The sequence below is a fragment of the Photobacterium sp. GB-50 genome, from assembly GCF_003026755.1.
GTDB lineage: Bacteria > Pseudomonadota > Gammaproteobacteria > Enterobacterales > Vibrionaceae > Photobacterium.
Genome location: NZ_PYNX01000026.1, coordinates 1 through 26,507, shown reverse-complemented (window position 1 = coordinate 26,507; position 26,507 = coordinate 1). Strand labels below are relative to the sequence as shown.

Here is a 26,507-nt window from a genome sequence, read left to right as displayed (position 1 = left end):
TTATGGGGAAAAGAAAAATGTCACATTCAATTTGGATGGCACTAGGCTTAGTATTAGTGGTTGAAGGCTTAGGGCCATTACTTGCGCCTCGCGGGTGGCGAGAGATGGTTAACCAGTTAAGCCAACAAAATGATAATAATTTGCGTCGTATTGGCGGCTGTCTGGTTGTTGCCGGTGCGGTTATTGCGTATATGATGTATAGGCAGATGTAAAATACATAGCACACAATGGTGACAATTAGCTTGCAGAAACGGTCTACACGGCTAAAAAATGACTGCAAGCTGAATGTTAAGGTGCTAGAATCCCTTTTTAACTACTGATAGATGAAGAAAGATGGCAAATAATGTAGTCGTTCTTGGCACCCAATGGGGTGACGAAGGTAAAGGTAAAATCGTTGACCTACTGACCGAAGATGCAAAATATGTGGTTCGCTACCAAGGCGGTCACAATGCAGGTCACACCCTAGTTATTGACGGTGAGAAAACAGTTCTTCACCTGATCCCATCAGGTATCCTACGTGACAATGTTAAATGCATCATCGGTAACGGTGTGGTGCTTTCTCCTGATGCGTTAATGAATGAAATGGGCCCACTAGAAGCACGTGGTATTCCTGTTCGTGAGCGTTTATTCCTGTCAGAAGCTTGTCCGTTAATTCTTCCTTACCACATTGCTCTTGACCAAGCGCGTGAAGCTGCTCGTGGTAAAAAAGCAATTGGTACGACTGGTCGTGGTATCGGTCCTGCTTACGAAGATAAAGTTGCACGTCGCGGTCTACGCGTTGGCGATCTTTTCAATAAAGAAGCATTTGCAGAAAAGCTTAAAGAAGTGATGGCTTACCATAACTTCCAGCTTGAGCATTACTACAATGCTGAGCCTGTAAACTACGAAGAAGTGCTAGAAAAAGTACTTTCTCAAGCTGATATCCTAACGTCTATGGTTATCGACGTCACTAAAGAGCTTGATGATGCTCGTCTACGTGGCGACAAGATCATGTTCGAAGGCGCGCAAGGTACGCTACTTGATATCGATCACGGTACTTATCCGTATGTAACCTCTTCTAACACAACTGCTGGTGGTGTTGCTGCAGGTTCTGGCTTTGGTCCTCGTCACCTAGGTTACATTCTTGGTATTGCGAAAGCTTACTGTACACGTGTTGGTGCTGGTCCTTTCCCTACAGAGCTATATGATGGTCTAGACAAGCAAGATCCAGTAGGTAAGCACTTAGGTACTGTTGGCCACGAGTTTGGTGCAACAACAGGTCGTCTACGTCGTACCGGTTGGTTCGATGCCGTTGCTATGCGTCGTGCGGTACAAATTAACTCTATCTCTGGCTTCTGTCTAACTAAATTAGACGTACTAGATGGCTTAGAAGAGCTAAAAATCTGTACTGCATACAAAACGAAGACGGGCGAAATCTTAGAAGTTTCACCAATGGCTGCTGACGAGTACGAAGATCTAGAGCTTGTTTATGAAACAATGCCGGGTTGGAGTGAAACTACATTTGGTGCTAAGTCATTAGACGTGCTTCCACAAGCAGCATTAGATTACATTGCACGTATCGAAGAGCTAACAGGCGTTCCAATTGATATTATCTCTACAGGTCCTGACCGTAACGAGACAATTATCAAAGTTCACCCATACGGTGAATAATTATCGCTGATGCGAATTGATTTAAAAACCAGCTTTCGGGCTGGTTTTTTTATATCTAATTAAAATGAATACTGCCTTATTCGTATATTTTGGAAGTGATATCATTAATTAACGATAGAATGTTAGCTAAAGTCTTTAGGCTAGATGTCGATAAAAAGTTATCCCTAGCCTGAGATCTAATGATGAAAAAGCTTCCGATCTTATTATTGACTAGCCAGTTATTTATATCTGCCGCTTACGCATTGGATAATGTGGGAGATGCTGTTCCCATTTATAGCGATGATGAACTGATACAGCTTTTTGAAACGAACCAGCATTTAAAAAAAATAAAAGCTGATGATTGCCAGCTTGTACAAGATATTAAAGCGCGCGCTGAGCGAGTAGAGTCACCTTCTTATCAGTTTTTATATGGTGATATGTTGGCTTGGGGCGTGTGTGTAGACAAAGATGTCGAGCAAGGTTTGTATTATATGCGAGCGGCTGCGCAGCAAGGCTCACCGGTAGCACTTGAACAATTAGGGCGTTATTATGCGAACGGAGTGTTATTGCAACAAGATAAAGAGCGTGCGATCCCGTATTTACGAGAAGCTGCGGCGCTAGGAAATATTAAAGCGCGTCTTCAGTTAGCTGAACTATTAGTGTCAGATCATGGCAGCCCACTTGATTACGAAGATGCTTATCGCTGGCTGTATCAAACCACGACGGCGAATAAATCGTTATATAACCAACTGAATACGTTACGTCGAAAATTAGAATTACGTATGCCTGAAAATATTATTGCTCGGGCAAAACAACGTTCAAGTTTATGGTAACTTTTCCCAAATAACCCTGTAAACAGATTAAAAAAAGCACAGCATTTCGCTGTGCTTTGTTGTATTAGCTGCGTTAAGTTATAGGACTTTGTGTGGGCCGAAACATTCGTAGTGAATACGATCTTCAGATACACCTAATGCTAATAGCTGTTTAGCGATATATTGCATGAAGGCAACAGGACCACAGAAGTAAAAGTGCATGTTTTCATCTGTTAGCTGTGGTGCTATCGTGCTGAGATCCATCAAACCTTGGTAGTCATAATCTTCGGCAGGAAGATCGCTATCAAGTGGTGCGTTATACCAAGTGATATCTTGAATGTGATTGTGCTGCTGCGCGAGTGCTTTTACCTGTTTTTTGTAGGCATGATGTGCGCCATTTTCTGTGGCATGTAGCCAGTTAACTGGTGCTTGGTGATCTGTTAGTGATTCAAGCATTGAAAGCGTTGGCGTTAAACCCACACCTGCGGAAAGTAATGTGACAGGTGTGTTTGCTTCAACATCTAAGAAGAAGTCACCAGCAGGGGCGGCAAGCATTACTTTATCGCCAATATTGATATTGTTATGTAAGTAGTTTGAAACTTTACCGTGAGATTCACGTTTTACTGAAATACGGTACTGATCATCTTGTGGTGCCGAAGATAAGCTATATTGACGAATTTCTTGGTTCTCTAATTCGTCAGCATTAAGGTAGATCCCCAGATACTGCCCAGGTTTATAGCTTGCGACCTTACCGCCATCTGTAGGTTTAAAGGTAAAGCTCGTGATAAATTCGCTGTCTTGTTGCTTGTTAGTGACTACGAACTCACGAGTGCCACGCCACCCACCAACTTTATTCGCATTTTCTTGATAGATTTCTTCTTCACGATTGATGAAAATATTAGCCAGTAAACCATAAGCTTCAGCCCAAGCATCTAATACCTCTTGTCCTGGCGCTAATAATTCATCAATGGTGGCGATAAGGTGAGAGCCAACAATATTATATTGCTCTGCGGTGATCATAAAACTGGTATGTTTGTGAGCAATTTTTTCTACTGCAGGTAAAAGCACAGCAAGATTTTCGATATTATTGGCATAAGCACAAATGGCATTAAATAACGCTTCTTGTTGGCTAGAAGGTTCATTATTTGCCCCATTTTTTTGGTGGCTCATGTTAAAAACATCTTTTAACTCAGGGTTGTGGCTAAACATACGCTGATAGAAATGTTGGGTAACCATAGGGCCTGCTTCTGCAATGACAGGAGCTGTTGTTTTAACAATATCGATCGTTTTTTGACTAAGCATGAGCACTTCCTATAAACATGTATTTATAATGTATGTTATAAGTTGTATCTGATCTGTATCTTTTAGTCAATAAGAAGATTAAAATAACAACAGGAGGAGCCATTGTGCAGTTAACTAGTTTTACCGATTACGGCTTACGAGCTTTGATATATCTTGCGTCGCTACCAGAAGGTGAGCTAACAAGTATTACGAAAGTGACAGAAATATATAATGTGTCACGTAACCATATGGTTAAAATAATCAATAAATTAGGTCAATTAGGCTATATCGAAACGGTGCGTGGAAAAAATGGTGGCATTCGTTTAGGTAAGTCAGCTGAATCTATTATTGTTGGCGATGTCGTACGCGCAATAGAACCGTTACAGATTGTTAATTGTAGCCCTGATTTTTGCCATATAACGCCAGCTTGTCGATTAAAAGGTGTGCTTGCTGATGCAAGAGAAGCATTTTTGGCTGAGCTAGATAAATATACCTTGTTAACCTTAGTTGAAGATAATGCGCCGTTGCTGAATTTATTAAGCAACCCTAACAAGTTATAAAACATCATTTGGTTATACGTTTAATTAGCATATTCCTCCCAAAATTTAGTGGAGCAGCAGCCTTTATAGCGCTGCTCCCGTCTGATCACCTAAAAGCCAGATATACCTTAGGTATAGGTTGGCCTACAGGAAAAATATAATGTCTAAAGGTACTACCGATTTACCGGTCGACCCTTTTCGCGATCGCGAAGCATCTAATTATGAAAACCCGATCCCAAGCCGTGAACACTTACTTGAAGTGATTCGTGGTTTTAGTACACCGGTGAGTCGTGACCAGTTATTTGCTGAGCTAAAGCTAGAAGGTGATGATCACTATGAAGGCTTACGCCGTCGTTTACGTGCGATGGAGCGTGATGGCCAGTTAATTTTCACTCGTCGTCAATGTTATGCGTTGCCTGAACGTTTAGATTTGATCAAAGGTTACGTTATGGGTCACCGTGACGGCTTTGGTTTTTTACGTCCAGAGGGCTCGCTAGGTAAAGACAATGATTTGTTATTACCTCATCACCAAATGCGTGGTGTGATCCACGGTGATTACATTTTGGCGCAAGCGGCGGGTGAAGATAAACGCGGCCGTAAAGAAGCGCGTGTGGTACGCGTATTAAAAGAAACCACAGCCCAGATTGTTGGTCGCTTCTTCCTTGAAGATGGCATGGGCTATGTGGTACCAGACGATTCGCGTATTGCCCAAGATATCATTATCCCACAAGACGTTCGCCAAGGTGCACGCATGGGTAATGTTGTGGTTGTCGAAATCAATCAACGTGCAACACGTCAGCACAATGCTGTTGGCCGTATTGTCGAAGTACTGGGCGAAAATATGGCGCCGGGTATGGAAATTGATATTGCGTTACGCACCCATGATATTCCGCACGTATGGCCATCAGAAGTTGATAAAGAAATTCAACATTTGACAGAAGAAGTGCCAGAAGAGGCGAAAAAAGGCCGTGTAGATTTACGTCAATTACCACTGGTCACCATTGATGGCGAAGATGCGCGTGACTTTGATGATGCGGTTCACTGTGAGCGAACTACATCAGGTGGCTGGCGTTTATGGGTTGCGATTGCCGATGTGAGTTATTACGTCCGTCATAAATCAGCACTTGATAACGAAGCCGTTAAGCGTGGTAACTCGGTTTACTTCCCTGCACAAGTGATCCCAATGTTACCGGAAGTGCTTTCTAATGGATTATGTTCACTGAACCCGCAAGTTGATCGCTTGTGTATGGTGTGTGAAATGACCATTTCTGACACCGGTGAATTAACAGGTTACAAGCACTACGAAGCGGTCATGAATTCTCACGCTCGTTTGACTTACACCAAAGTCAGTAAAATGCTTGAAGGCGATGAAGAACTTCGTCAGCGTTATGAACCACTTGTTCCGCATTTAGAAGAGCTGTACAGCATGTTCAAAGTGCTGAAAGCGGCACGTGAAGAGCGTGGTGCGATTGAATTTGAAACGGTTGAAACCCAGTTCATTTTCAATGCAGATCGTAAGATTGACCGTATTGTGCCGGCTGTCCGTAATGAAGCGCATAAGATCATCGAAGAATGTATGATTTTAGCTAACATTGCCTCTGCACGTTTTGTTGAAAGTGCCAAAGAGCCAGCACTATACCGAGTTCACGATACCCCAGGTGAAGAGCGCCTGCAGGGCTTTCGTGATTTCTTAGGTGAGCTAAGCTTACATCTTGGTGGTGGGTTAGAGCCAACCCCAAAAGATTATGCAGAGCTGGCCAATACGATTCAAACTCGAAAAGATCGCGAGTTAATCCAAACTATGCTGCTACGCTCAATGAAGCAGGCGGTATACCAAGGTGACAATATTGGCCACTTTGGCTTGGCATTAACTGAATATGCGCACTTTACCTCGCCAATTCGTCGCTACCCTGATTTAACGCTGCACCGCGCGATTAAATATTTAGTTGCGAAACAAGCGGGTAACAGTGGCAATACCACACCAACGGGTGGTTTCCATTACTCATTTGATGAAATTGATGCATTAGGTGAGCAATGTTCAATGACTGAACGCCGTGCTGATGACGCAACGCGTGATGTCTCTGATTGGCTTAAATGTGAATACATGCAAGATCACTTAGGCGATGAGTTCGACGGTGTGATTGCCAATGTGACAGGGTTTGGCTTCTTTGTTCGCTTAAACGAATTGAACATTGATGGCCTAGTTCATATTTCAAACCTAGCGAATGACTACTACCAGTTTGATCCAGTCGGTCAACGCTTGGTAGGTGATAGCTCAGGTGTGGTATACCGTTTAGGCGATACCGTGAAAGTGAAAGTGGCATCGATTAACTTAAACGATCGTCAGATTGACTTTGATATTGTTGGCGCTGAGCGCAAGCAACGTGGCGCAGGTAAAACGGCTAAGAGTCATGAGAAAAAACAGCGTTTACGTAAAGCCGATGGTCTACGTCGTCAAAGCCTGAAAGTGTACAAATCAGAAGATGGCGTGGCAAAACAAGAAGAGCGCAGTGAATCAAAACGCGAACGTTCTTCGGTACGTAAAAAGCTAAAAGAAGGCGCAATTCCACTGGCGGACGAGAAGAACAAACCGAAGCCAAAGAAACGCCGTAAGCCAACGGATGAAAAACCGAAAGCTGAGACAAAAAAGAAACCGAAATCTCGTAAAAAGAAAAAGCAACGTGCGGGAAAAGCCGAACGCGCAGCAAAGAAGAGTTAAACCATGAGTAATGATATGATTTTTGGCATCCATGCCGTGAAAGCCGTGCTGGCATCTGATCCAGTTCGTTTTATTGAAGTCTTTGTACTGAAAGGACGAGAAGATGATCGTTTACTGCCGTTAGTCACTGAGCTGCAATCACTGGGCATTACGATCCAAGAAGCAGGGCGTAAAGCACTTGATGACAAAGTTAAAGGTGCTTCTCACCAAGGTATCGTTGCTCGCGTGCGTCCAGGTAAGCAATACAACGAGAACGATCTTGATGATTTATTGGTGGGTAAAGAAAATCCATTATTATTGATTTTAGATGGTGTGACCGATCCGCATAACTTAGGCGCATGTCTACGTAATGCGGATGCTGCGGGTGCGGTTGCTGTTATCGTCCCGAAAGATCGCTCGGCACAGCTCAACGCAACGGCAAGTAAAGTTGCTTGTGGCGCGGCTGAAATCATGCCATTAGTACGTGTGACTAACTTGGCGCGTACCATGCGTGCACTGCAAGATAAAGGTGTATGGATTGTCGGAACGGCGGGTGAAGCAACGCATGATATTTACCAAAGTAAGCTGACTGGCCCATTAGCGATTGTGATGGGTGCAGAAGGCGAAGGTATGCGTCGTTTAACCCGTGAAACCTGTGATGATTTGATCAAAATTCCAATGGCAGGTTCGGTATCAAGCTTAAACGTATCAGTAGCAACAGGTATCTGTTTGTTTGAAGCGGTACGTCAACGTAGCTAATATGTTACTGACAACAGTAAAGAAAGTTGCACATTTAACCTGGTGTCAGTAATCCCACACCCTTATTCGGTTTAACTGGATAAGGGTGTTTTTATTGGGATAGACAAACAGTCAAGATAACTTGCCAGTGGGCAGGAAAAACCTTGGCGTAGAGCACAGAATTTTCTTGCTTCAATTGATCATTCTCTGTACTATCCATCGTCCAAATTCTCGGTTCTTTTTTTAGTTCCTTGCTTCCCCAGGATAACCGAGCCGACAAGGGAAGCTGAATAATCCGTAAGGAGCAACCTATGCGTCATTACGAAATCGTATTCATGGTGCACCCTGATCAAAGCGAGCAAGTTGCTGGCATGATCGAGCGTTACACTGCTGCTATCAAAGATTCTGGTGGTCAGATTCACCGTCTAGAAGATTGGGGTCGTCGTCAAATGGCTTACCCAATCAACAAACTGCACAAAGCACACTACGTTCTAATGAACGTTGAAGCTGAGCAGTCTGTAGTTGACGAGCTTGAGTCAAACTTCCGCTTCAACGACGCAGTGATCCGTAACATGATCATGCGTACTAAGAACGCTGTTACTGAGCCATCTCCAATGATGAAGGCTAAAGAAGAGCGTTTCACTAAGCGTGAAGATCGTGCAGAAAATGCACAATCTGAAGGCGAAGCAGCTGCTGAGTAATTTGTATAAATGACCAATCGTCTGGAGTTAGTTGGCACTATTGCTAAACAACCCAAACGAAGCCAGTCTCCTGCGGGCATACCTCATTGTCACTTTGTGCTTGAGCATCGTTCGATTCAACAGGAAGCAGGCCTACCACGCCAAGTATATTGTTATATTAACGTGGTAGTCAGTGGCAAAGGTCAACAAGTACTCACTCAAGATTTAGTTATCGGAAGCAATGTTAAGGTAGGAGGGTTTATCTCTTATCAAACCGGCCGTAACGGCATTGGTAAATTAGTATTGCACGCCGATCACATTGACATAATTTAGATCAGGAGATAGCCCATGGCTCGTTTCTTCCGTCGTCGTAAATTCTGCCGTTTCACTGCAGAAGGCGTACAAGAGATTGACTACAAAGACGTAGCAACTCTAAAAAACTACATCACTGAAGCTGGTAAAATCGTACCTAGCCGTATCACTGGTACTCGCGCTAAATACCAGCGTCAGCTAGCTCGCGCTATCAAGCGTTCTCGTTACCTAGCACTTCTACCGTACACTGACAAGCATCAGTAATCGGTAGTAGTTTTTAGACTTTTATAGAGGACAAGATAATGCAAGTTATTCTACTTGATAAAATCGCTAACCTAGGTAGCCTTGGCGACCAAGTTAACGTTAAAGCTGGCTACGCTCGTAACTTCCTTATCCCACAAGCTAAGGCAGTAATGGCAACTAAAGCTAACGTTGAAATGTTCGAAGCACGTCGTGCAGAGCTAGAAGCTAAAGTTGCTGAGCAACAAGCTGCTGCTCAAGCTCGTGCTGAAGCACTAAACGCACTAGAAGCAGTAGTAATTGCTTCTAAAGCTGGTGACGAAGGTAAACTATTCGGTTCTATCGGTACTCGTGACATCGCTGATGCAGTTACTGCTGCTGGCGTTGCACTTGTTAAGAGCGAAGTACGTCTACCTGAAGGTGCACTACGTACTACTGGCGAATTCGAAGTTAGCGTTCAGCTAAATTCAGATGTATTCGCAACTGTTAAACTAAACGTTGTTGCTGCAGAGTAATCGCTTTTAGCTTTAATAGAAAAAAACCAGCCTTCGGGCTGGTTTTTTTATGTCTGAAATATGAGAAAAAACAACGTTAGCGTCAATCCTTAGCTTTACTTCATACTGTAAATCAGGCTAACAATCGTACTAGAATCGAAGTTTTTCATATTGTTAGGTACCCAGGTGTAATAGGTATAGTTAAAGCCAATACTCAATGCGATGTTATCGGTGATGGAGTTGGTCAGTGATAAATCATTTTGGATCGTAGTATTACTTTTACCAGCCACAATATTGGTTTTATTTTCCAAGGAAAGTGTTTTAAGCGGTTTCCATGTCATGGTTAATGAGCTTTGTAAAACAGCTTCATTCACTACTTCTGGTTTGACTATATCACCATCAATTTCATCTAGGTTAGGATCTTGGTGGCGAAAACCAGGACCGATATCGACCAAGGTTTGAAACGTTTCATAGCTAAAGAGACGATAACCGATACCAGCAGAAGCGAGTGAATCAACATAATATGGACCATAGCGATCATCAATATAGCTGCCGCTACCATATAAGTAATAGCCGTCACGGATCAGCATTTGTGATTTCAAATTGGCTGAAATCTTACGTTTATCTTCTTCGCCATTTTTCTTCGCCATTAGTAGGCTAGTATCTGCGTTAGTTTTATAACGACCTTTGATATATTGCAGATCATAATTAGCGTTTAGCGTCTGTGAATCTGAATTACCAGCAAGTGCTGTAAACCCAAGCCCCACCTCACTGGTAAAGTGAGAAGGCGAGACATCTTCTTCGATATCTTGATCGTCAGCAGCATAGGCTGCAGTATTGGCAAGCAGCAATAATGTCAGTAGGTATCTTGCCAAAGGTCCTCCCACGGCAGGTGTTGTAAATTGAGTGTTATTGATGATAAGTATTATGCGCTCGCATTCTAACCCAAATTTGTCAGCTTTTGGTTAGGAATCGTTACGCTTGACTGTTAGTTAATTTAAAAAGGCGCATAATTAAATAACCATCAGGTTTGAGGCGAGTCGTAAGTTTATGACTGCTCAGAATCGAATGTATGGGGTATACTACTATGCTTCATTCTTGTTCTTGGCTAATACGCAATTTCTATGGCAGATAATAGTAAACCGAAAAAACCAAAAGATAATCAAATGGACGCCATTAAGATGCCGCCTCACTCTTTAGAGGCTGAGCAATCTGTTCTTGGTGGTTTGATGCTGGATAACGAAAAGTGGGACATGGTGGCTGAAAAAGTCGTTGCCAATGATTTCTACAGTCGTCCACACCGGATTATTTTTCAGGCGACAGCGGCACTATTAGAAGCGGGTCAGCCGCTAGATTTGATCACCCTGTCTGAAAACCTTGAGCAATCAAGCACACTTGATGATGTCGGCGGTTTTGCTTACTTAGCTGAACTGGCAAAAAATACACCATCTGCGGCAAATATTTTAGCGTACGCTGATATTGTCCGTGAGCGTGCACTTATTCGTGACATGATTGGTGTGGCAAATGAAATTGCCGATGCCGGTTATGATCCACAGGGCCGCACCAGTGAAGACTTACTGGATATGGCTGAAAGTAAAGTCTTTGCGATTGCAGAGCAACGTACCAACGATAAAGAAGGTCCACAAAGCGTTGATACGATTTTAGAAAAGACCTTAGAACGTATCGAGATTCTATACCAATCGCCGCAAGATGGCGTGACAGGTGTATCGACAGGTTTTACCGATCTCAATAAAAAAACCGCTGGCCTTCAAGGTTCAGATTTAATCATTGTTGCGGCACGTCCATCGATGGGTAAAACTACCTTTGCGATGAACTTATGTGAAAACGCCGCAATGGAGCAGGAAAAACCTGTACTTATTTTCTCGTTAGAGATGCCAGCTGAACAGATCATGATGCGTATGTTGGCGTCACTTTCGCGAGTTGACCAAACTAAAATACGTACAGGTCAACTCGATGATGAAGACTGGGCACGTATATCATCAACAATGGGTATTCTGATGGAAAAGAAGAATATGTTCATTGATGATAGTTCGGGTTTAACACCAACGGAAGTCCGCTCACGTGCCCGTCGTATTGCCCGCGATAACGGCGGTTTAAGCCTTATAATGATTGACTACCTTCAGTTAATGCGTGTACCTGGTTTGCAAGATAACCGTACATTAGAGATCGCTGAAATTTCCCGCTCGTTAAAAGCGCTGGCAAAAGAATTAAACGTACCGGTTGTTGCCTTGTCGCAGCTTAACCGATCGTTGGAGCAACGTGCCGATAAACGCCCTGTTAACTCAGATTTGCGTGAATCCGGTGCGATCGAGCAGGATGCCGATTTAATTATGTTTATTTATCGTGATGAGGTTTATCACGAAGATAGTGCCCTGAAAGGGATCGCTGAAATCATCTTAGGTAAGCAACGTAATGGTCCTATCGGTACCGTCCGTTTAACCTTCCAAGGCCAGTTCTCTCGCTTTGATAATTATGCAGGCCCCGCCTACGATGAAGAGTAAGCGTAAGAATATTATTTAGGATTTTGGATGAAAGCTGCAACCGCACATATAGATACTGAAGCATTAGCCTACAATTTGGGGTTAATCCGTCATCATGCACCAAATAGTAAAGTTTTGGCGGTCGTAAAAGCCAACGCTTATGGGCATGGCTTACTTCGAGTTGCTCAAACACTTACAAATGTTGACGCGTATGGTGTTGCTCGTATTGAAGAAGCATTAATTTTACGTGCAGGTGGGATCGTGAAACCTATTTTATTATTAGAAGGGTTTTATGCACCGAGCGATCTTCCAGTATTAGTGACCAATAATATTCATACTGTGGTTCACTCGATTGAGCAATTGGAAGCATTAGAGCAAACAGAGCTTGATAACCCAGTGCGAGTCTGGGTCAAAATTGATACCGGTATGCACCGCTTAGGGGTACGTCCAGAAGATCTGACGGATTTTATGGCGCGTTTACATGCCTGTGAAAATGTCGCAAAGCCACTACGTTTTATTAGCCACTTTGGTAATGCAGATGATTTAAGCTCTGATATTACATTAAAGCAGTTAGATACCTTTTTGGATTTGACTCAAGATTATCAAGGTGAACGTTCATTAGCCGCCTCTGCGGGTATTTTAGCGTGGCCTGATAGCCAGCTAGAATGGATTCGCCCTGGGATCATTATGTATGGTGTTTCACCATTTAATGAGTCTGAACGTTTTGCTTCGGCTTATGACTTAAAGCCAGTGATGACATTAACCTCTAGCCTGATTGCTGTACGTGATGTTAAAAAAGGTGAACAAGTCGGTTATGGCGGTATTTGGACAAGTGAACGAGATACCAAAGTTGGTGTGATTGCGATTGGTTATGGTGATGGTTATCCACGTACCGCACCTAACGGCACGCCAGTGCTTGTTAATGGTCGTATTGTGCCGATGGCTGGGCGTGTATCAATGGACATGCTAACGGTGGATTTAGGGCCCGATGCTCAAGATAAAGTTGGCGATACTGCCACATTATGGGGCGAAGGATTACCTGCTGAAATTGTAGCAGAGCACATTGGCACGATTGCGTATGAATTGGTTACTAAATTAACACCACGGGTTGCGATGGCATATACGTGATGATTTAAATATTGGACGAAAAGCTTTAATGGAAGATATAAAATTAAAAGCCGTGGCGTATGCTGCGGCTTTGTTGGTTTCAGTAGATATTTATGCTGAAAATGAATTGCTTGATATTGAGGGTTCTGAAACGGTAGAAAAGACGGATTCAGATATTGCCGCAGTACCCTTTATGTTTTCTACCGATAGCATGGGATTGTCTATTGGTGCCGCAGGTGTGGCCAAAAAAGCAGGGCAACCACAAGCTTCACTATTAGTGGCTGGATTGGTGACAGATAAAGGTACATGGATGACGTATCTGGGGGCTTACAATTACGCGTTATCCGCCGACAGCCGCTGGCTATTTGGAGCAGAGCTTTACAGTGGTGATTATAAAGATTTTAATTACTATGTAGGAAAAGCGACCCAAAATGATTCCCACCTCGATGATAGGATCATTGCCGATGCGCAAGAGTCACTGTATCAACTGAGTGCGCGTTATATTTTGCCTATTGGCCAAGGTAAGCATGATCCTATTCAATCTGCGCTTTATCCTAACCGTCAATTAACGGGTCATACGCCATGGGAAAGTGGCGTATCGTCAATAGATTTTCGCCCGTTCTATCAATCTCGTCAGTTTGCTAAAAACACACCGAACCCACCTTCTGATTTTTCACATAATGACAGTGTGTGGGGGCTAGAAACGCGGTTTGAATGGAACAACCAAAACAATACTGCGAATCCAACTCAAGGCAGTAAAAGTCAATTTAAGCTGACATATGCGCCTGATACTTCAGATCAAACAAGCTGGTGGAAATGGGAAATCAACCAAAGTTGGTATTTGAATTTAGGCAAGCTGGATAACTTATTTGATCAGCAAGTCTTGGCGTTTAATGTGTATACCGCCGATACCCCAAGTTGGAATACAACGGATTCAAAGCATGGTTATCATCGTCCACCTGAGTATGCAGGAGTCAAACTGGGGGGCTTATATCGCTTGCGGAGTTTTCAAACGGGGCGATATGTTGGGCGATCTGCAATCAGCTACAGCGCAGAATATCGCGTGATGCCAGAATGGCAACCTCTGAGTGAGTGGCCTGTCTTTAATTGGTACAGCGTGCCTTGGTGGCAGTGGGTCGCATTTGCTGATGTTGGTCGTGTTGCGGATAGTTACAATCTTTCTGAGTTGCATTCAGACATGAAATGGAGCACCGGTGGCGCGGTACGTTTTCAAGTCGAAGGTGTTGTTGTCCGAACCGAAATGGCGTGGGGCAGTGAAGAAAGCACCTTTAGAGTGATGGTTAACCAGCCGTTCTAGTCTTCAATATAAAGCACTTAACCATCATTGTTAGGGATAAGTGCTTTTTGTCTCTTCAATATACTATTCGCCTTGAATAGTGAGCACGACTTGGCGAGAGCCGCCATGATCACGGTGCTCACCTAAATAAATGCCTTGCCATATACCTAATGCTAAACGTCCTTGTGAAATAGGGATCGAGATACTATTACCTAACAATGAACTTTTAATATGTGCCGGCATATCATCATCTCCTTCATAGGTATGTCGATAATAAGGCGCGCGTTCTGGTACAAAATGATTAAAGTGTTTCTCCATATCATGACGTACCGTAGGATCGGCATTTTCATTAATGGTTAAGCTTGCCGAGGTGTGTTGAAGAAAACAATGGACTAATCCAACGCTTAAAGGTCGGATCTCATGTAAATGTTGCGCTATTTCCTCAGTGATAAGGTGAAAACCGCGCTTTTGAGGAGTAAGATTAATTGTTTTTTGATACCACATGGCTATTTACCTATAGGTTTAACCTTTTAGTTTGATTAGTTATTCGCATTATTACATTGATGCGAAATACAGGTATGATGCATTCCAAGTTTTCGTGATTTACCGCAATTACGACCTTTTTCTTTTCGCGGCATCATCACAAGTGATCAAAATTATAAATAAGCCTGCCATCATAGGCTAATGAGCAAAATCGGGGATCTTTCGCAAACAGTGTATGGGCGCGAAAGGTAAACATAACAAAATTAGGATATTTTTATGTTGAAGAACATCAACCCAACGCAAACTCAAGCGTGGCAAGATCTAACCGCACACTTTGAACAAGCTCAAGATTTCCAATTAAGCGACTTATTTGCTAATGATAGCGCTCGCTTTTCTAAGTTTTCTGCGCAATTTGGCTCAGATATCCTACTTGATTACTCTAAAAACCTTATCACTGAAGAAACGCTAACTAAGCTGTTTGCTCTTGCAAAAGAGACAGAGCTAGATGCTGCTATTGCAGATATGTTCAGTGGCGAGAAAATTAACCGTACAGAAGATCGCGCAGTCCTTCACGTAGCACTACGTAACCGTAGCAACACACCAATTATGGTTGATGGCGAAGATGTGATGCCTGCTGTGAATGCGGTACTTGAGAAGATGAAGTCTTTCTCTGATCGCATCATCAGCGGTGAATGGAAAGGTTACACAGGTAAAGAAATTACCGATATCGTGAACATCGGTATCGGTGGCTCAGATCTTGGCCCTTACATGGTATCTGAAGCGCTAGGTGCTTATAAAACACGCCTAAACATGCACTTTGTTTCTAACGTTGATGGCACGCACATTGCTGAAACGCTAAAAGATCTTAACCCAGAAACAACATTGTTCTTGATCGCATCAAAAACCTTCACGACTCAAGAAACCATGACTAACGCGCTATCTGCACGTGACTGGTTCTTAGCAAAAGCAGAAGATAAAGCACATGTAGCGAAACACTTTGCTGCGCTTTCAACAAACGGTGAAGCGGTTGCTGAGTTTGGTATTGATACGGACAACATGTTCGAGTTCTGGGATTGGGTTGGCGGTCGTTATTCACTATGGTCTGCAATCGGTCTATCAATCTGCTTATCAGTCGGTTTTGATAACTTTGTTGCGCTACTTGATGGCGGCCATGCAATGGACAAACACTTTGCAGAAGCACCATTAGAGCAAAAGCTACCGGTTATCCTTGCGCTTATCGGTATCTGGTACAACAACTTCCACGGTGCAGAAACAGAAGCGATTCTTCCTTATGATCAGTACATGCACCGTTTTGCAGCGTACTTCCAGCAAGGTAACATGGAATCAAATGGTAAGTACGTTGATCGTGGCGGTAACCCAGTGGATTACCAAACAGGTCCAATTATTTGGGGTGAACCTGGCACCAATGGTCAACATGCTTTCTACCAGTTGATCCACCAAGGCACGAAATTGATCCCATGTGATTTCATTGCTCCTGCGATTAGCCATAACCCATTAGGCGATCACCATCCAAAATTAATGGCGAACTTCTTCGCGCAAACTGAAGCACTAGCATTTGGTAAGAGCCGTGAGAAAGTTGAAGCAGAATTCTTTGCTGCGGGTAAATCACAAGAAGAAGTGAATGAACTAGCAGAATTTAAAGTATTCGAAGGCAACCGCCCAACGAACTCAATCTTAGTGAAAGAAATTACGCCTTATACACTTGGTGCATTGATTGCGCTTTATGAGCACAAGATTTTCACTCAAGGTGTTATTTGGAATATCTTTAGCTTTGATCAGTGGGGCGTAGAGCTTGGTAAGCAACTGGCTAACCAAATTCTGCCAGAACTAAATAATAAAGAACAAGTATCGAGCCACGATAGTTCGACTAATGGTTTGATCAATGCATTTAAACAATGGCGAGCATAATCTTAGGCTAATGTACTAAGGCATATGCTTGTATAATAAAAACGCCGCTAAATAGCGGCGTTTTTTTATCTTTTCAGTGATAGTTATTACAGTGCAATAACTTCGCTGGCTTGTGGGCCTTTCTGACCATCCGTAACGATAAACTCAACACTTTGGCCTTCACGTAAGGTGCGGCGCCCTTGAGCTTGAATAGCACTGAAGTGTACAAACACATCTTTGCCATCCGTTCCAGAAATGAAACCAAAGCCTTTGTCATCGTTGAACCATTTTACGGTTCCAGTCAGTTTACTCATGTACGTCTTTCCCTTTTAGACAAATAATATACAGTCATCTCGCAGTTATAAGTAACATGATGCGTATGACACAAACTAGTCTAGATCGAAAAAAGAGCGGAGAGTAGTCTTTTATTTAAGAATGGTTTTATTAATAAAAGACTTAATAAAGAATTAGATAGCGTTAAGTAAAGTAAAGAATTTATCGTGTAATTGACGCTATATTTTCATTAAAAAAGACGATATCAATCGAAACAAATTTCGATATAGGCTTTGCCATAGTCAGAATCAAATGGCATTAAGATGATCGCATTATCACATTTATGGGTAATGGTATGGCCTTTACCAGAAACAACCGCAGGTGTTGCCATATCAAAATCATAGCCATTTTCAGCCAGTGCACGTTTTGCACCACCTGTTACCATATTAGTAATTTCACCAACCATATCAGTAACATCTTCATTAATGCCTGCTGGACGTTCACCGAGCATGCGTTGCATGATTTCAAGCGCCAGATCTTGCTCAAACGTGATTGACATCGACCCTTTGGTTTTTGGGCCAATCATACCGATTAAGCCAGATACATCACCACGCGCAATTTCATCTTTCTTTAGTCTTGGCTTTTGTGGTGTCATTGGCATAGATGCCATGGTGTTAAGCACATTAATCAGAGATGCAAGAAAAGGGTTTATAAATTCTGCGCGCATAATTGTAAGACTTTTCGTTGTAGGTTAAATAATAGGTTTATTGCCTTGGCATTTTTCACAAATACCATGGCTTTCAACAACATGATGATTAATCTTAAAACCAAGTTTTTCTGATTTTTGACGAAGCAGTTTGGCTAACTCATCATCATGGCACTCTTCAACACTGCCACATTCATCACAAATCAATAACTGCGAACAGTGATCGGCATGTCCTAGTACACAGCAAGCAATATAGCTATTTGTGGACTCCACTTTGTGAACAAAACCTTGTGCTAAGAGAAAATCTAAAGCTCGGTAAATCGTTGGCGGCTTTGCTTGCGGTTCTGAAATTTTGAGTTGATCTAATAACTCATAAGCGCTGATTGAGCTATGGTGCTCAATAATCAACGCCAACACTTTTAAGCGCTGTGGCGTAAGTCGAACGCCTCGCTCTTCACAGAGTCGCTGCGCCTTTGTTAATAATTGGGCTTGATCCGCCATAAAACCTCAAAAAACTACAATAACCGTTTTATTTTATCACAGCCTATTTGAAACATATCGTAACTTAGCAATTAAGCTGCAATAAGCTGTAGTGTTTCGTGTAGAGGATCACGTAATAAGAAAAATAAGAATAAGTGAGCACTGATTTTTTCATTGATGCTTGCGGTGACTCGAAATATTCCTTTTAGGTGTTAATCATCGTTTATACGCTTCAAGGAATAGTGGGGTTAAGCCATAAGGTGGAGGGCTGATTAGATTTCCTCTTCTATAGTTACTTGTTGGTAATAATCTTTTGTTATTTTATTGTATTGTTGTTTTTGGTGTAACTATTGATAATACACCCATCGAAACGCACAGGCGTTTATAAACATAAAGACACAAGGTTTTATTACTCATGAAAACAGTTATTAAAGCAACTATCGCAGCCGCTATCATCGCTATGTCTTATAACGCTTCAGCTAAAGATGGTGCGTTTACAGGTAATGTTCAATTTCAAAAAGCAGCCGTTAGCAACATAAATGTCGCACATTACCAAAAACAAGGTACCGCAGAGCGTTCACACTCAGGTGTGGTATTTACACAATCAGCATCACAACTCACATTTACTGGAAAGTTACTGTCTGCAGCTGATAAATAAGCCGCAGATATCGGCAAGCGATACCTCATTTTAATTATTACGTTTACGTAATAGTGGTTAACTTTTCATTTTATTGTTTATTTCCGGTAAGTGAGATGTTGTTAGCATTAACACTAATAATCACTATAAAAATTTGGTGCTGGTAACACTCACCTTCCACAAAAAGAACAATTAATGAGGATTTATTCGAATTTAATGAATGGTTATTGGTGAGGTTGATATGTAATATTTGCATTAGTAAAACTAATGCAAAGAAGCATTATTTCTCACTTTTAAAAGCCGATTAAACTCCTATAATGCCCCCCATCGAAACGCGACCAATGCCTTATAAATAGTGTGTTTAGGCAAGGTTGTACATTATATAAAACTTGCTTTATTAAGGAATTCACAATGTCACGTATCATTAACAAAATTGTTGGCTTATACACTCCAGTTTTCGCTTCTATGTACAAAGCGCAAATCAAATAAGTGTTTAAAGAATTTAAAAAAGGGCGTTGAAGGTAACTTCAACGCCCTTTTGCTATTTGGTAAAGAGATAACTCAAAAACGCAGCGAAGAATGATCCAAGAGTGATATTCTCTAAGTCATAATCCTGATTTTATGATATTTCGTTAATTGTTATATTGATGACTTCAAATTATTACTTAAATATAACCCTGTATTTATGACTTCATAAATAACGGGTGGCACTATTGTAAGTGCGTGAGATTCGGGCTTGTTTAACGAGATCCTCTGCCTACCTAGTGTAGCCCGCTTGGTGCTAAAAAATGGTGTCTATCCTTTGGCCTATCCGTATTTGGTTATAGGCTTTATTTTCTGTATTTCTATAGCGGCCTACGTGGGCTGGTCGTTGCGGTAAAGCAAGATCAAAAGCAATAAAAAAGCCTGTTGGCGCAGGCTTTTATCGTTTTTAATGAGGCATCGCGTCAGCAATGTTTGGGGCTTTTTTCACATACCGTTGTTGGAGTTCTTCAAATAACTCCATGGTATCAAAACTGTCTAACGAGGGACGTTCGCCAGTAAAATACGCGACACTTTTATTAAACAGTGCCGATATTGCAATGAGTGTATCTAATCGTGGTAGTGTTTTTCCGTACTCTAAATCTAAGTATGTTTGCCTTGCTATTTTTAAGTGTTTAGCGGCATCGACTTGCGTCATGCCATGCTCTTCACGGACTTGCTTTAGCAAAAAGTGAAATGCGTTAGGGGTGTTCATTATTTTAGTTCTTCTATGTTTTTGTACGTCGGACCAAGGAATTGTATCGCTAAACAGGAAGTTGAAAAGTAGGGAAAAGTGATTTTTCGTTATAAATGGTTAGGCTGGAAAGTGCCATTAACTAGACGATATAACGCTTTGTGTTTAATCGCTCTTCTTTACTACGATTTAGAAAATAATCGCTTTCTGTTGCGGTAGATATAACAGATATTATGTGGCATGGGTGGGAGTTGGTTGTGAATAAGTAATCCTTATTCGTTACAACATTATAATAATATGTGCTTTTTCCTATTATCATGTATATCTGAATCCTAACAATTGGCAATCTATTGAATTAACAGTAATTTAAAAGGCACCCGTAGATGCCTTTGACTTATTTACTGTTTCCAAATGAGTTTGAAATTATTGGCTGACTTTATTTAAGTACTCCATATTGAGTTTAATACCTAAACCCGGAGCGTCACTTACTGCAATCATACCATCGATGATTGGCGGCTCATCTAGGGTTAGATTTTGAGTGAGTTCACCTTGCCAGAATTCTTGATGCAGATATTCAATGTAGTGATCAGTTTTCATCGCAGCACCAAAGTGACGGGCTGCCGCAGAAGTAATACCGGTTTTCCAGTTGTGTGGCATTAGGATCGCATTGTGATATTCACATAACTCTTCAATACGCAACAGTTCCGTTAGACCACCGCAGCGATTGTAATCGGATTGAACCACTGAAATACCCGTCGTGTTTAACCATTCTTGTGCTTCAAAGCGAGTAGTAGACATTTCAGCGCCACATAAACGTGTCGATAAACACGCAGCGAGCTTCTTGTGACCAATTAAATCGTCATGTTGAAGTGCTGCTTCGACAAAATAGAGATCGATATCTTTAAGTTGATTGAATGTCCAACGTGCAGCCTGCCAATCATGCCAACGGTATAAACAATCCACCATCATATCAATATCATAGCCAAGTAGATTACGCAGTTCGCGAAGATACCAAACAATCTCTTTATCTGTCGCAGGGCAGCTAGGCATGATACAAACCTTAACGGCTTTAGCACCTACCGCTTTCGCTTTATCGAATAGTACAGCATATGCATCGATGATTTCTTGCAGAGAAGCATCTGACGATACACTCGGGTATAGAGTGAAATAAGGGGTAATCTTGTCGCGATTCTTACCCCCCATTAGTTGGTATGCAGGTACGCCAAGCTGTTTGCCTGCAAGATCGTACAGTGCCATGTCGATACCCGAAATAACAAACATTCCTAGGCCACGCATGCCAACCCATCGAGTGGTGTCGTACATATTTTCCCAAATAGAGCGGAATGCCATTGGTTCACGGCCAATCACCGCTTCTTTAATATTTTTAAGCCATTTATGTTCGGTTTCTAATTCGGCAAAGGCTTTGATGACTTCAGGGGAACCATCGGCTTCGCCAATACCGTACATACCGTTCTCATCAGTCACTTTAACAATAACGGTATTTTCACTCCAGTTTGTCGCTTCAACATTGACTGGAATAAATTCAACAGAGGTGATTTTTGCAATAGACATTGTTATGCCTCAACTTTATTTAGTTCAACAGCGTTATCGCTTACTTGTGCTGGTGCAGCAACTGTTTGGTTAAAGAGTTCAGGATGGTCACGACGAATCCATTTCATCAAACAAACCACTAGCATGAAATAAAGAACAATCATTGGTAGGCCAACAACCACACACATAGATTTAATGGTATCTATGCTTCCGCCCATGAAGAATGCAGCCATCGATACCGCACCAATACCAATTGCCCAAATCATACGTACTGAAACATCAGGATCTGCGTCATGGTCAAGTTCTTTAGTCGTCATCATTGATACTGCCATTGCTGCTGATGTCATTGTCGTCGACATAAGGAAGAACTCAACGACCAAGAACGTCACCAGAATGATACCGCCAAATGGCAAAGACTTAATGGTTTGAATAATTGCACTTGATACGCCGGATTCCGTCATCCATTGTAAAATAGGTAATGCGCCGGTGATTTCGTTAAATACAGAGTAGCTACCAAAAATAGCAATAAAGAATGAACAGCCAGCAGAACCAAAAGTAATGGTTGTTAGGACTAACTGCTTGATCGTACGTCCTTTAGAGATACGAGCAAGAAAAACACCCATCATCACCAAGTAAGCGAAGTACCAAGCCCAGTAATACATAGTCCAAGCTTGTGGGAAGCCAGATTTCTGCACTGGATCAGTCCAGAAGCTCATTCGGATGTAGTTGTTAAACATCACACCTAAGCTATCGAAGAAGTAAGAGAAAATAAAAGCTGTTGGACCAGATATTAGAATGATCAAACCTAGCGCAAATGCAGCGTACACACATGCATTAGCAAGTTTCGACACGCCTTTCTTCATACCAGCAAACATCACGAGTGCATAGAATGCGATAAAAAGAATAATGATGCTCACTTGCACTTCGATGCCATTTTTAATGCCAGTTAGGTTTTCAATACCTGCACCGATAAGGTCTACAGCAAGTCCCATCGAGGTAGAAAACGCACCGAGTGTACCGAAAATAGCAACGATATCGATGATGTAACCAACGATGCCTTTAGCGTGTTTTTCACCAATAATATCAACAAGTAGTTGGCTAAGACGAAGATTACGGCGTTTCATCTTGTGCAAGTAGTAGGCAAATGGAACTGCAGGTAAACAGAAAATAGCCCAACCGGTTGGTCCCCAATGGAATAACGTGTAGGTGATAAGCCATTGTGCTGCCTCAGGAGAACCTTGCTCTGCAAACATTGGTGGACTTTGCATGTAGTACATCGGTTCGCCAACGGCCCAGAAAATCAATGCAGCGCCTACGCCAGCAGAGAAAATCATGAACGCATAGCTTGAATAGCTAAATTCAGGAGTGTCTGAATCAGTTCCTAGTTTGATGTTACCGAAACGGCTGAATGCAAGGTAAAGGAGGAACATCAAAGATGAAAAACCAGCAAGCTGGATAAACCAACCGATATCGTTGGTTACCCATTTCATGCCAGCATTTGCAGCCGCGCCTGATTGCTCAGGGAAGAATACAGCGAGCCCGAGTGCCAAGAACGTAAAGCTTATGGCAGGCCAGAATAGTTTGTGGTCTAGATTATTGAATTTCATTGCAATTCCTTGCTAATTATAAATTGCTGCCGTTTTCAATCATGATGGCGCGAATATCCGCAACATTTAGGTCACGAATCGCTGAATTTGTATTTATTGCTTGTACCGCGGCAACGCCGGCTGCGTGGCCGAGTTCAAAGCACTGCGCGGTTACGCGTGCTGAAGCGAGAGCTTCATGTTCTGCACTTAGGCAGCGGCCTGCGACGATAATATTTTCACCAATAACAGGGACTAGTGTGTGGAATGGGATATCGTAGTAATCGTTCAGTAGCCAGTGTAGTTTTGGCTTATCGCCAGAGTGTAATTCGATTGGCCACGGAGTTCGACAGATGCCGTCTTCACGTTTGCGGCAGTTAACCACGTCTTCGTTAGTTAGCGTTTCAACACCCACAATTGAACGAGTTTGACGAATACCCACTTCAACACCGGTATCCACCACGTAAGCATTTTCACAACCCGGCACGTATTTATTGAGGAAGCGTGCGTAGTCACGAACTTGGCGGCGGCCAAAAATCTCTGCTTCAGTGAAATCTTTCGGATCGATAACGTTTAATGTGCGGCCATCTTGTCCAGCTAAGCGAGTCGCGTTGACCATCAGTTCACTAGGGCGAGTGGTCGGGAAGATCCAAATCTTATGGCGTGGAAGATTGTAGTCACCCGATGCATTCGCCGCGAGAATGTTCTCGGTTACTTTTGGTGGACAGATGGTATCTTCACCGTAGTACGCAAGGTACTTATCCATATCTACCCCCGCATAGCGGAAGAACATGGTTGGGTTTTGAATACGACCGTTGTCACCGAAGTAGTAATCCATACCCGCGCGCGCTACCACCGCCGCATCGCCAGAGGCATCGATGATTTTTTTGCTGAGAATGATGCTTTGACCTGCGTTTGACTCAATGACCACACCTTTAAACGCATCGCCATCCATGATCACGCCAGTAACCGCTGTATGGAATAGCGTGTTTACGCCAGCCTGCTCAAGAAGGTCATCGGCGACTTCGCGCCATACCAACGGATCGTGCGTCACTGTGAAGGTTTTGCCGTAAATTTGTGGAGGTGTCACGCCACCACGTTTTTCCAATTCTTGACGAAAACGTTCAGTAAAACCGAAGACAACTTGCTCGGGTTGGGCATTTTCGTCTTCTGTTGCCATGTACATACCACAAATGGTGCCGGATAGGCCTGCGACTGCTGCACCACCGCAAAATCCATACTTCTCAATCAGCCATGTATCCTTACCCATACGACCAGCGGTCTCCGCCGCCGCTACGCCTGCGGGACCACCACCAATAACCAATACCTCAGCTTCTGCCAGAATTGGCAGTTCTGGTAGAGATTCATAACGACGGATAATACTCCAAGACTTCATTGTTGCCTCACTAATAGATTACTGGTATACATGTGATATATCAGGTGTGTGCGTTGAATATATACCTGTATTTTTTGTGGTAAAATTAATTCTGGTCTTATTGTGAGGTTGCTCACTGAGAATTTAACAAAGGAACAAAAGGGTATGAAAATTAACCCCCTAAATAAGAATGAAGTTGCGTATAATCAGCTAGAGAAAATGATTATCTTCCGCGAACTAGAGCCGGGAAGCATGGTGAGCGAGAAGCAACTAGCTGAAAGCTTAGGTCTAGGTAGAACACCTGTACGTGAAGCGTTACAACGTTTGTCTTATGAGCGGATGACTGAAATTCACCCGAGAAGAGGGATACAAATCCCACCGATAACAGTGGAAAGCCAGCTTAAAATATTGGAAGTTCGACGTGATATAGAAGCACTGTGTGTACGTTATGCGGCATCACGAGCAACCCTTGAAGTGAGGTTGAAAATGCTGCAGCTTGCTAGTGAGCTAGAAACCTGCGCTCAAAAAAGAGATGACTTTATATATGCTGAGTTATTAAAAGAGATACATATATTATTGGTAAAAGCAGCAGATAATGAGTATTTAGAATTGGCGATGGCACCGCTACAGGGCTTGTCGCGCCGTTTTTGGTTTACGTATAAAGATGAAGGACAAGATTTTGTTCAAGCGTCGTCATTGCATGCTGCTGTATTACGCGCGGTGTACAATGCAAATGAAGAAGAAGCTGTGATCGCGTCTCATCGCCTTAATGACTATTTAACCGATGTTGCTTATCGAAGTATTCAACCTCGTAAATGATCCGTACCATTAATTATAAGCAATAGCTCTTTCCTTACTGATCCCCTTTAACTCAAACATTGAATAATTTTTATCATTCGTAGAGCTTTGCTTTGATGTTCATGTAATCTTTATCATATAAGAGCATGATTCTTTGTATACCTTTTTAAGAGTCTATTTTTTGTGCACCCTAACGAAACCAGTTTAGGGAAAACCATGCTGATCCGTGCTTACCTTCGCGCGTCAACCACCGAGCAAGATGCCCAACGGTCAAAAGAGGAACTCAAAGCCTTTGGCGCCAAATTTAATAGTCGTATTGCTGGCTACTACATCGAAAACCAATCTGGCACCAAGTTAGAACGGCCAGAACTCAACAAGCTAATAGACGATAGCGAAGCCGGTGATGTGTTGCTAATTGAAAAGATGGATCGCCTTACTCGTTTACCTTGGCTTGAATGGAAAACCTTAAAAGCCCGCATTATGGAAAAAGGGTTGGTGATTGTGGTGGTAGATCAGCCTATGACGCATGCAGTGTTCAGCGCGGGTGAGCAAAACAGCATTACTTTGGCCTTAACCGAGTTCATGTTGGATTTAGGGGCAGCCATGGCTCGTGATGATTATGAAACTCGCCATAAGCGCCAAGCGCAAGGTATTGCGAAAGCAAAAGCGGAAGGTAAGTATCGCGGCCGCCGTGTGAATGAGGCACTGCATCAAGACATACAAGATCAGTTAAAACTAGGACGTAGTTATTCAGAAATACAGCAGAAGTTAGGGTGTAGCAGGGCGACAATAGCGAGGGTGGTAAAAGAGGGGTAGTTTTAGTGTGTTACTTGTGAATACACGGAAAGATCGCTCATCAAGGCTAACACCTATCATTTAAGGTGTTTGGAATGAACTGGATAACGAGTTTTATTGATACTAAATAGAGAATACTATCTGTTTTTCGGATAGGTTCTAATTATTATCTTTTGTTTTCTTAGTTATACTTTGTTTTTTTATAAATATGGATGACAAACTAATGAGAACGACATCAGATCGTATTCGTCATGCTATTGGATTTGAAGTTATTGGGTTGTTGATTGTTGTTTTCGGCTTGAGTCAATTTGATTTCAACATCGGACATGTAGGGATTGTGGGCGTTTTGTTTTCTATAATTGCGACTGTTTGGA

28 protein-coding genes are annotated in these 26,507 nt (G+C 42.4%); 18 read left to right on the top strand and 10 right to left on the bottom strand.

The features are described from left to right. Positions 1-17 precede the first annotated feature (17 nt). From C9J41_RS20025 to C9J41_RS20015, 3 genes are all read left to right on the top strand, one after another. Complete coding sequence (locus tag C9J41_RS20025) at positions 18-212, top strand: DUF2065 domain-containing protein (RefSeq protein ID WP_105061373.1); 195 nt, start codon at positions 18-20, stop codon at positions 210-212. Positions 213-333: 121 nt separating this feature from the next. After that, positions 334-1,650, top strand: a complete 1,317-nt coding sequence (locus C9J41_RS20020) for an adenylosuccinate synthase (RefSeq protein WP_107208005.1) — start codon at positions 334-336, stop codon at positions 1,648-1,650. Between the two features lie 182 nt (positions 1,651-1,832). Further along, a complete protein-coding gene (locus C9J41_RS20015) occupies positions 1,833-2,462 on the top strand; it encodes a tetratricopeptide repeat protein (protein WP_107208006.1) in 630 nt (209 codons plus the stop codon). A gap of 78 nt (positions 2,463-2,540) precedes the next feature. Here the strand turns inward: C9J41_RS20015 and hmpA are convergent, their stop codons facing one another. Next, positions 2,541-3,743: an NO-inducible flavohemoprotein gene (gene hmpA / locus C9J41_RS20010; RefSeq protein ID WP_107292783.1), complete on the bottom strand. Its 1,203-nt coding sequence runs from the start codon at positions 3,741-3,743 to the stop codon at positions 2,541-2,543. 104 nt (positions 3,744-3,847) lie between these two features. Here hmpA and nsrR point away from each other — a divergent pair, with 104 nt between their 5' ends. From nsrR to rplI, 7 genes are all read left to right on the top strand, one after another. Then, positions 3,848-4,282, top strand: coding sequence for a nitric oxide-sensing transcriptional repressor NsrR (gene nsrR, locus C9J41_RS20005; protein ID WP_107260810.1), 435 nt, complete (start codon positions 3,848-3,850; stop codon positions 4,280-4,282). Between the two features lie 139 nt (positions 4,283-4,421). Next, a complete protein-coding gene (gene rnr, locus C9J41_RS20000) occupies positions 4,422-6,980 on the top strand; it encodes a ribonuclease R (protein WP_107294934.1) in 2,559 nt (852 codons plus the stop codon). 3 nt (positions 6,981-6,983) lie between these two features. Then, positions 6,984-7,718 (top strand): 23S rRNA (guanosine(2251)-2'-O)-methyltransferase RlmB, encoded by a 735-nt coding sequence (gene rlmB / locus C9J41_RS19995; RefSeq protein WP_005372799.1) that lies wholly within the window; start codon positions 6,984-6,986, stop codon positions 7,716-7,718. A gap of 290 nt (positions 7,719-8,008) precedes the next feature. Then, on the top strand, positions 8,009-8,398 hold the full coding sequence (gene rpsF, locus C9J41_RS19990) for a 30S ribosomal protein S6 (RefSeq protein ID WP_107208009.1): 390 nt from the start codon (positions 8,009-8,011) through the stop codon (positions 8,396-8,398). 9 nt (positions 8,399-8,407) lie between these two features. Next, positions 8,408-8,710: a primosomal replication protein N gene (gene priB / locus C9J41_RS19985; protein ID WP_005372796.1), complete on the top strand. Its 303-nt coding sequence runs from the start codon at positions 8,408-8,410 to the stop codon at positions 8,708-8,710. Between the two features lie 15 nt (positions 8,711-8,725). After that, positions 8,726-8,953, top strand: a complete 228-nt coding sequence (gene rpsR, locus C9J41_RS19980) for a 30S ribosomal protein S18 (protein WP_002539422.1) — start codon at positions 8,726-8,728, stop codon at positions 8,951-8,953. 38 nt (positions 8,954-8,991) lie between these two features. Then, entirely contained in the window at positions 8,992-9,444 is a 453-nt protein-coding gene (rplI, locus tag C9J41_RS19975; protein WP_005372794.1) for a 50S ribosomal protein L9, read from the top strand. Between the two features lie 95 nt (positions 9,445-9,539). Here rplI and C9J41_RS19970 read toward each other — a convergent pair whose 3' ends face one another. Then, entirely contained in the window at positions 9,540-10,298 is a 759-nt protein-coding gene (locus C9J41_RS19970) for a YdiY family protein (protein ID WP_107208010.1), read from the bottom strand. A gap of 249 nt (positions 10,299-10,547) precedes the next feature. Between C9J41_RS19970 and C9J41_RS19965 the strand changes: the two genes are divergently transcribed. The 3 genes from C9J41_RS19965 to C9J41_RS19955 are packed head-to-tail and all read left to right on the top strand — an operon-like array spanning position 10,548 to position 14,349. Continuing rightward, positions 10,548-11,945, top strand: coding sequence for a replicative DNA helicase (locus tag C9J41_RS19965; RefSeq protein WP_005372791.1), 1,398 nt, complete (start codon positions 10,548-10,550; stop codon positions 11,943-11,945). 27 nt (positions 11,946-11,972) lie between these two features. Continuing rightward, the gene (gene alr, locus C9J41_RS19960) at positions 11,973-13,052 is read left to right on the top strand and encodes an alanine racemase (RefSeq protein WP_107294933.1); all 1,080 of its coding nucleotides are present in this window, start codon (positions 11,973-11,975) and stop codon (positions 13,050-13,052) included. 28 nt (positions 13,053-13,080) lie between these two features. Further along, positions 13,081-14,349 carry a BamA/TamA family outer membrane protein gene (locus tag C9J41_RS19955; protein ID WP_107294932.1) on the top strand — a complete coding sequence of 423 codons (1,269 nt, stop codon included), beginning with the start codon at positions 13,081-13,083 and terminating at the stop codon, positions 14,347-14,349. Positions 14,350-14,412: 63 nt separating this feature from the next. Here C9J41_RS19955 and C9J41_RS19950 read toward each other — a convergent pair whose 3' ends face one another. Further along, entirely contained in the window at positions 14,413-14,832 is a 420-nt protein-coding gene (locus tag C9J41_RS19950; protein WP_107294931.1) for a secondary thiamine-phosphate synthase enzyme YjbQ, read from the bottom strand. Positions 14,833-15,087: 255 nt separating this feature from the next. Between C9J41_RS19950 and pgi the strand changes: the two genes are divergently transcribed. Beyond that, entirely contained in the window at positions 15,088-16,740 is a 1,653-nt protein-coding gene (pgi, locus tag C9J41_RS19945; RefSeq protein WP_107288094.1) for a glucose-6-phosphate isomerase, read from the top strand. An 86-nt stretch (positions 16,741-16,826) separates the two neighbouring features. Here pgi and C9J41_RS19940 read toward each other — a convergent pair whose 3' ends face one another. The 3 genes from C9J41_RS19940 to zur form a co-directional block, all read right to left on the bottom strand. Next, a complete protein-coding gene (locus C9J41_RS19940) occupies positions 16,827-17,033 on the bottom strand; it encodes a cold-shock protein (RefSeq protein WP_005372779.1) in 207 nt (68 codons plus the stop codon). A gap of 224 nt (positions 17,034-17,257) precedes the next feature. After that, complete coding sequence (locus tag C9J41_RS19935) at positions 17,258-17,719, bottom strand: chemotaxis protein CheX (RefSeq protein ID WP_005372777.1); 462 nt, start codon at positions 17,717-17,719, stop codon at positions 17,258-17,260. 24 nt (positions 17,720-17,743) lie between these two features. Next, on the bottom strand, positions 17,744-18,199 hold the full coding sequence (gene zur / locus C9J41_RS19930; RefSeq protein ID WP_005372775.1) for a zinc uptake transcriptional repressor Zur: 456 nt from the start codon (positions 18,197-18,199) through the stop codon (positions 17,744-17,746). Positions 18,200-18,593: 394 nt separating this feature from the next. Between zur and C9J41_RS19925 the strand changes: the two genes are divergently transcribed. Further along, a complete protein-coding gene (locus C9J41_RS19925) occupies positions 18,594-18,836 on the top strand; it encodes a hypothetical protein (protein WP_107208015.1) in 243 nt (80 codons plus the stop codon). A gap of 910 nt (positions 18,837-19,746) precedes the next feature. On the opposite strand, the gene C9J41_RS19920 is transcribed toward C9J41_RS19925, so the two are convergent. The 4 genes from C9J41_RS19920 to C9J41_RS19905 form a co-directional block, all read right to left on the bottom strand. Beyond that, positions 19,747-20,052, bottom strand: a complete 306-nt coding sequence (locus C9J41_RS19920) for a helix-turn-helix transcriptional regulator (RefSeq protein ID WP_107294930.1) — start codon at positions 20,050-20,052, stop codon at positions 19,747-19,749. A gap of 402 nt (positions 20,053-20,454) precedes the next feature. Further along, entirely contained in the window at positions 20,455-21,603 is a 1,149-nt protein-coding gene (locus C9J41_RS19915) for a mandelate racemase/muconate lactonizing enzyme family protein (protein ID WP_107247332.1), read from the bottom strand. A gap of 2 nt (positions 21,604-21,605) precedes the next feature. Beyond that, positions 21,606-23,189, bottom strand: a complete 1,584-nt coding sequence (locus tag C9J41_RS19910) for a BCCT family transporter (RefSeq protein WP_107247333.1) — start codon at positions 23,187-23,189, stop codon at positions 21,606-21,608. A 16-nt stretch (positions 23,190-23,205) separates the two neighbouring features. Then, positions 23,206-24,561 (bottom strand): FAD-dependent oxidoreductase, encoded by a 1,356-nt coding sequence (locus C9J41_RS19905; protein ID WP_107294929.1) that lies wholly within the window; start codon positions 24,559-24,561, stop codon positions 23,206-23,208. A 144-nt stretch (positions 24,562-24,705) separates the two neighbouring features. On the opposite strand from C9J41_RS19905, the gene C9J41_RS19900 reads away from it, so the two are divergent. The 3 genes from C9J41_RS19900 to C9J41_RS19890 all read left to right on the top strand — a co-directional run. Further along, positions 24,706-25,359: a GntR family transcriptional regulator gene (locus C9J41_RS19900; RefSeq protein WP_107294928.1), complete on the top strand. Its 654-nt coding sequence runs from the start codon at positions 24,706-24,708 to the stop codon at positions 25,357-25,359. A 195-nt stretch (positions 25,360-25,554) separates the two neighbouring features. Next, a complete protein-coding gene (locus C9J41_RS19895) occupies positions 25,555-26,154 on the top strand; it encodes a recombinase family protein (RefSeq protein WP_107294937.1) in 600 nt (199 codons plus the stop codon). 187 nt (positions 26,155-26,341) lie between these two features. Continuing rightward, the coding region (locus C9J41_RS19890) for a chlorhexidine efflux transporter (protein ID WP_369917831.1) at positions 26,342-26,507 on the top strand (166 nt) is incomplete at its 3' end.

Bases quoted from the DNA above. Each gene is read 5' to 3' on its own strand.
- C9J41_RS19915 (WP_107247332.1), bottom strand. From the start codon at position 21,603: ATGTCTATTGCAAAAATCACCTCTGTTGAATTTATTCCAGTCAATGTT.
- C9J41_RS20020 (WP_107208005.1), top strand. From the start codon at position 334: ATGGCAAATAATGTAGTCGTTCTTGGCACCCAATGGGGTGACGAAGGT.
- pgi (WP_107288094.1), top strand. From the start codon at position 15,088: ATGTTGAAGAACATCAACCCAACGCAAACTCAAGCGTGGCAAGATCTA.
- C9J41_RS20025 (WP_105061373.1), top strand. From the start codon at position 18: ATGTCACATTCAATTTGGATGGCACTAGGCTTAGTATTAGTGGTTGAA.
- hmpA (WP_107292783.1), bottom strand. From the start codon at position 3,743: ATGCTTAGTCAAAAAACGATCGATATTGTTAAAACAACAGCTCCTGTC.
- C9J41_RS20015 (WP_107208006.1), top strand. From the start codon at position 1,833: ATGAAAAAGCTTCCGATCTTATTATTGACTAGCCAGTTATTTATATCT.
- C9J41_RS19950 (WP_107294931.1), bottom strand. From the start codon at position 14,832: ATGTGGTATCAAAAAACAATTAATCTTACTCCTCAAAAGCGCGGTTTT.
- rpsF (WP_107208009.1), top strand. From the start codon at position 8,009: ATGCGTCATTACGAAATCGTATTCATGGTGCACCCTGATCAAAGCGAG.
- C9J41_RS19955 (WP_107294932.1), top strand. From the start codon at position 13,081: ATGGAAGATATAAAATTAAAAGCCGTGGCGTATGCTGCGGCTTTGTTG.
- rnr (WP_107294934.1), top strand. From the start codon at position 4,422: ATGTCTAAAGGTACTACCGATTTACCGGTCGACCCTTTTCGCGATCGC.
- rplI (WP_005372794.1), top strand. From the start codon at position 8,992: ATGCAAGTTATTCTACTTGATAAAATCGCTAACCTAGGTAGCCTTGGC.
- C9J41_RS19895 (WP_107294937.1), top strand. From the start codon at position 25,555: ATGCTGATCCGTGCTTACCTTCGCGCGTCAACCACCGAGCAAGATGCC.
- C9J41_RS19935 (WP_005372777.1), bottom strand. From the start codon at position 17,719: ATGCGCGCAGAATTTATAAACCCTTTTCTTGCATCTCTGATTAATGTG.
- rpsR (WP_002539422.1), top strand. From the start codon at position 8,726: ATGGCTCGTTTCTTCCGTCGTCGTAAATTCTGCCGTTTCACTGCAGAA.
- C9J41_RS19965 (WP_005372791.1), top strand. From the start codon at position 10,548: ATGGCAGATAATAGTAAACCGAAAAAACCAAAAGATAATCAAATGGAC.
- priB (WP_005372796.1), top strand. From the start codon at position 8,408: ATGACCAATCGTCTGGAGTTAGTTGGCACTATTGCTAAACAACCCAAA.
- C9J41_RS19910 (WP_107247333.1), bottom strand. From the start codon at position 23,189: ATGAAATTCAATAATCTAGACCACAAACTATTCTGGCCTGCCATAAGC.
- C9J41_RS19900 (WP_107294928.1), top strand. From the start codon at position 24,706: ATGAAAATTAACCCCCTAAATAAGAATGAAGTTGCGTATAATCAGCTA.
- C9J41_RS19925 (WP_107208015.1), top strand. From the start codon at position 18,594: ATGAAAACAGTTATTAAAGCAACTATCGCAGCCGCTATCATCGCTATG.
- rlmB (WP_005372799.1), top strand. From the start codon at position 6,984: ATGAGTAATGATATGATTTTTGGCATCCATGCCGTGAAAGCCGTGCTG.
- alr (WP_107294933.1), top strand. From the start codon at position 11,973: ATGAAAGCTGCAACCGCACATATAGATACTGAAGCATTAGCCTACAAT.
- C9J41_RS19940 (WP_005372779.1), bottom strand. From the start codon at position 17,033: ATGAGTAAACTGACTGGAACCGTAAAATGGTTCAACGATGACAAAGGC.
- C9J41_RS19905 (WP_107294929.1), bottom strand. From the start codon at position 24,561: ATGAAGTCTTGGAGTATTATCCGTCGTTATGAATCTCTACCAGAACTG.
- zur (WP_005372775.1), bottom strand. From the start codon at position 18,199: ATGGCGGATCAAGCCCAATTATTAACAAAGGCGCAGCGACTCTGTGAA.
- C9J41_RS19920 (WP_107294930.1), bottom strand. From the start codon at position 20,052: ATGAACACCCCTAACGCATTTCACTTTTTGCTAAAGCAAGTCCGTGAA.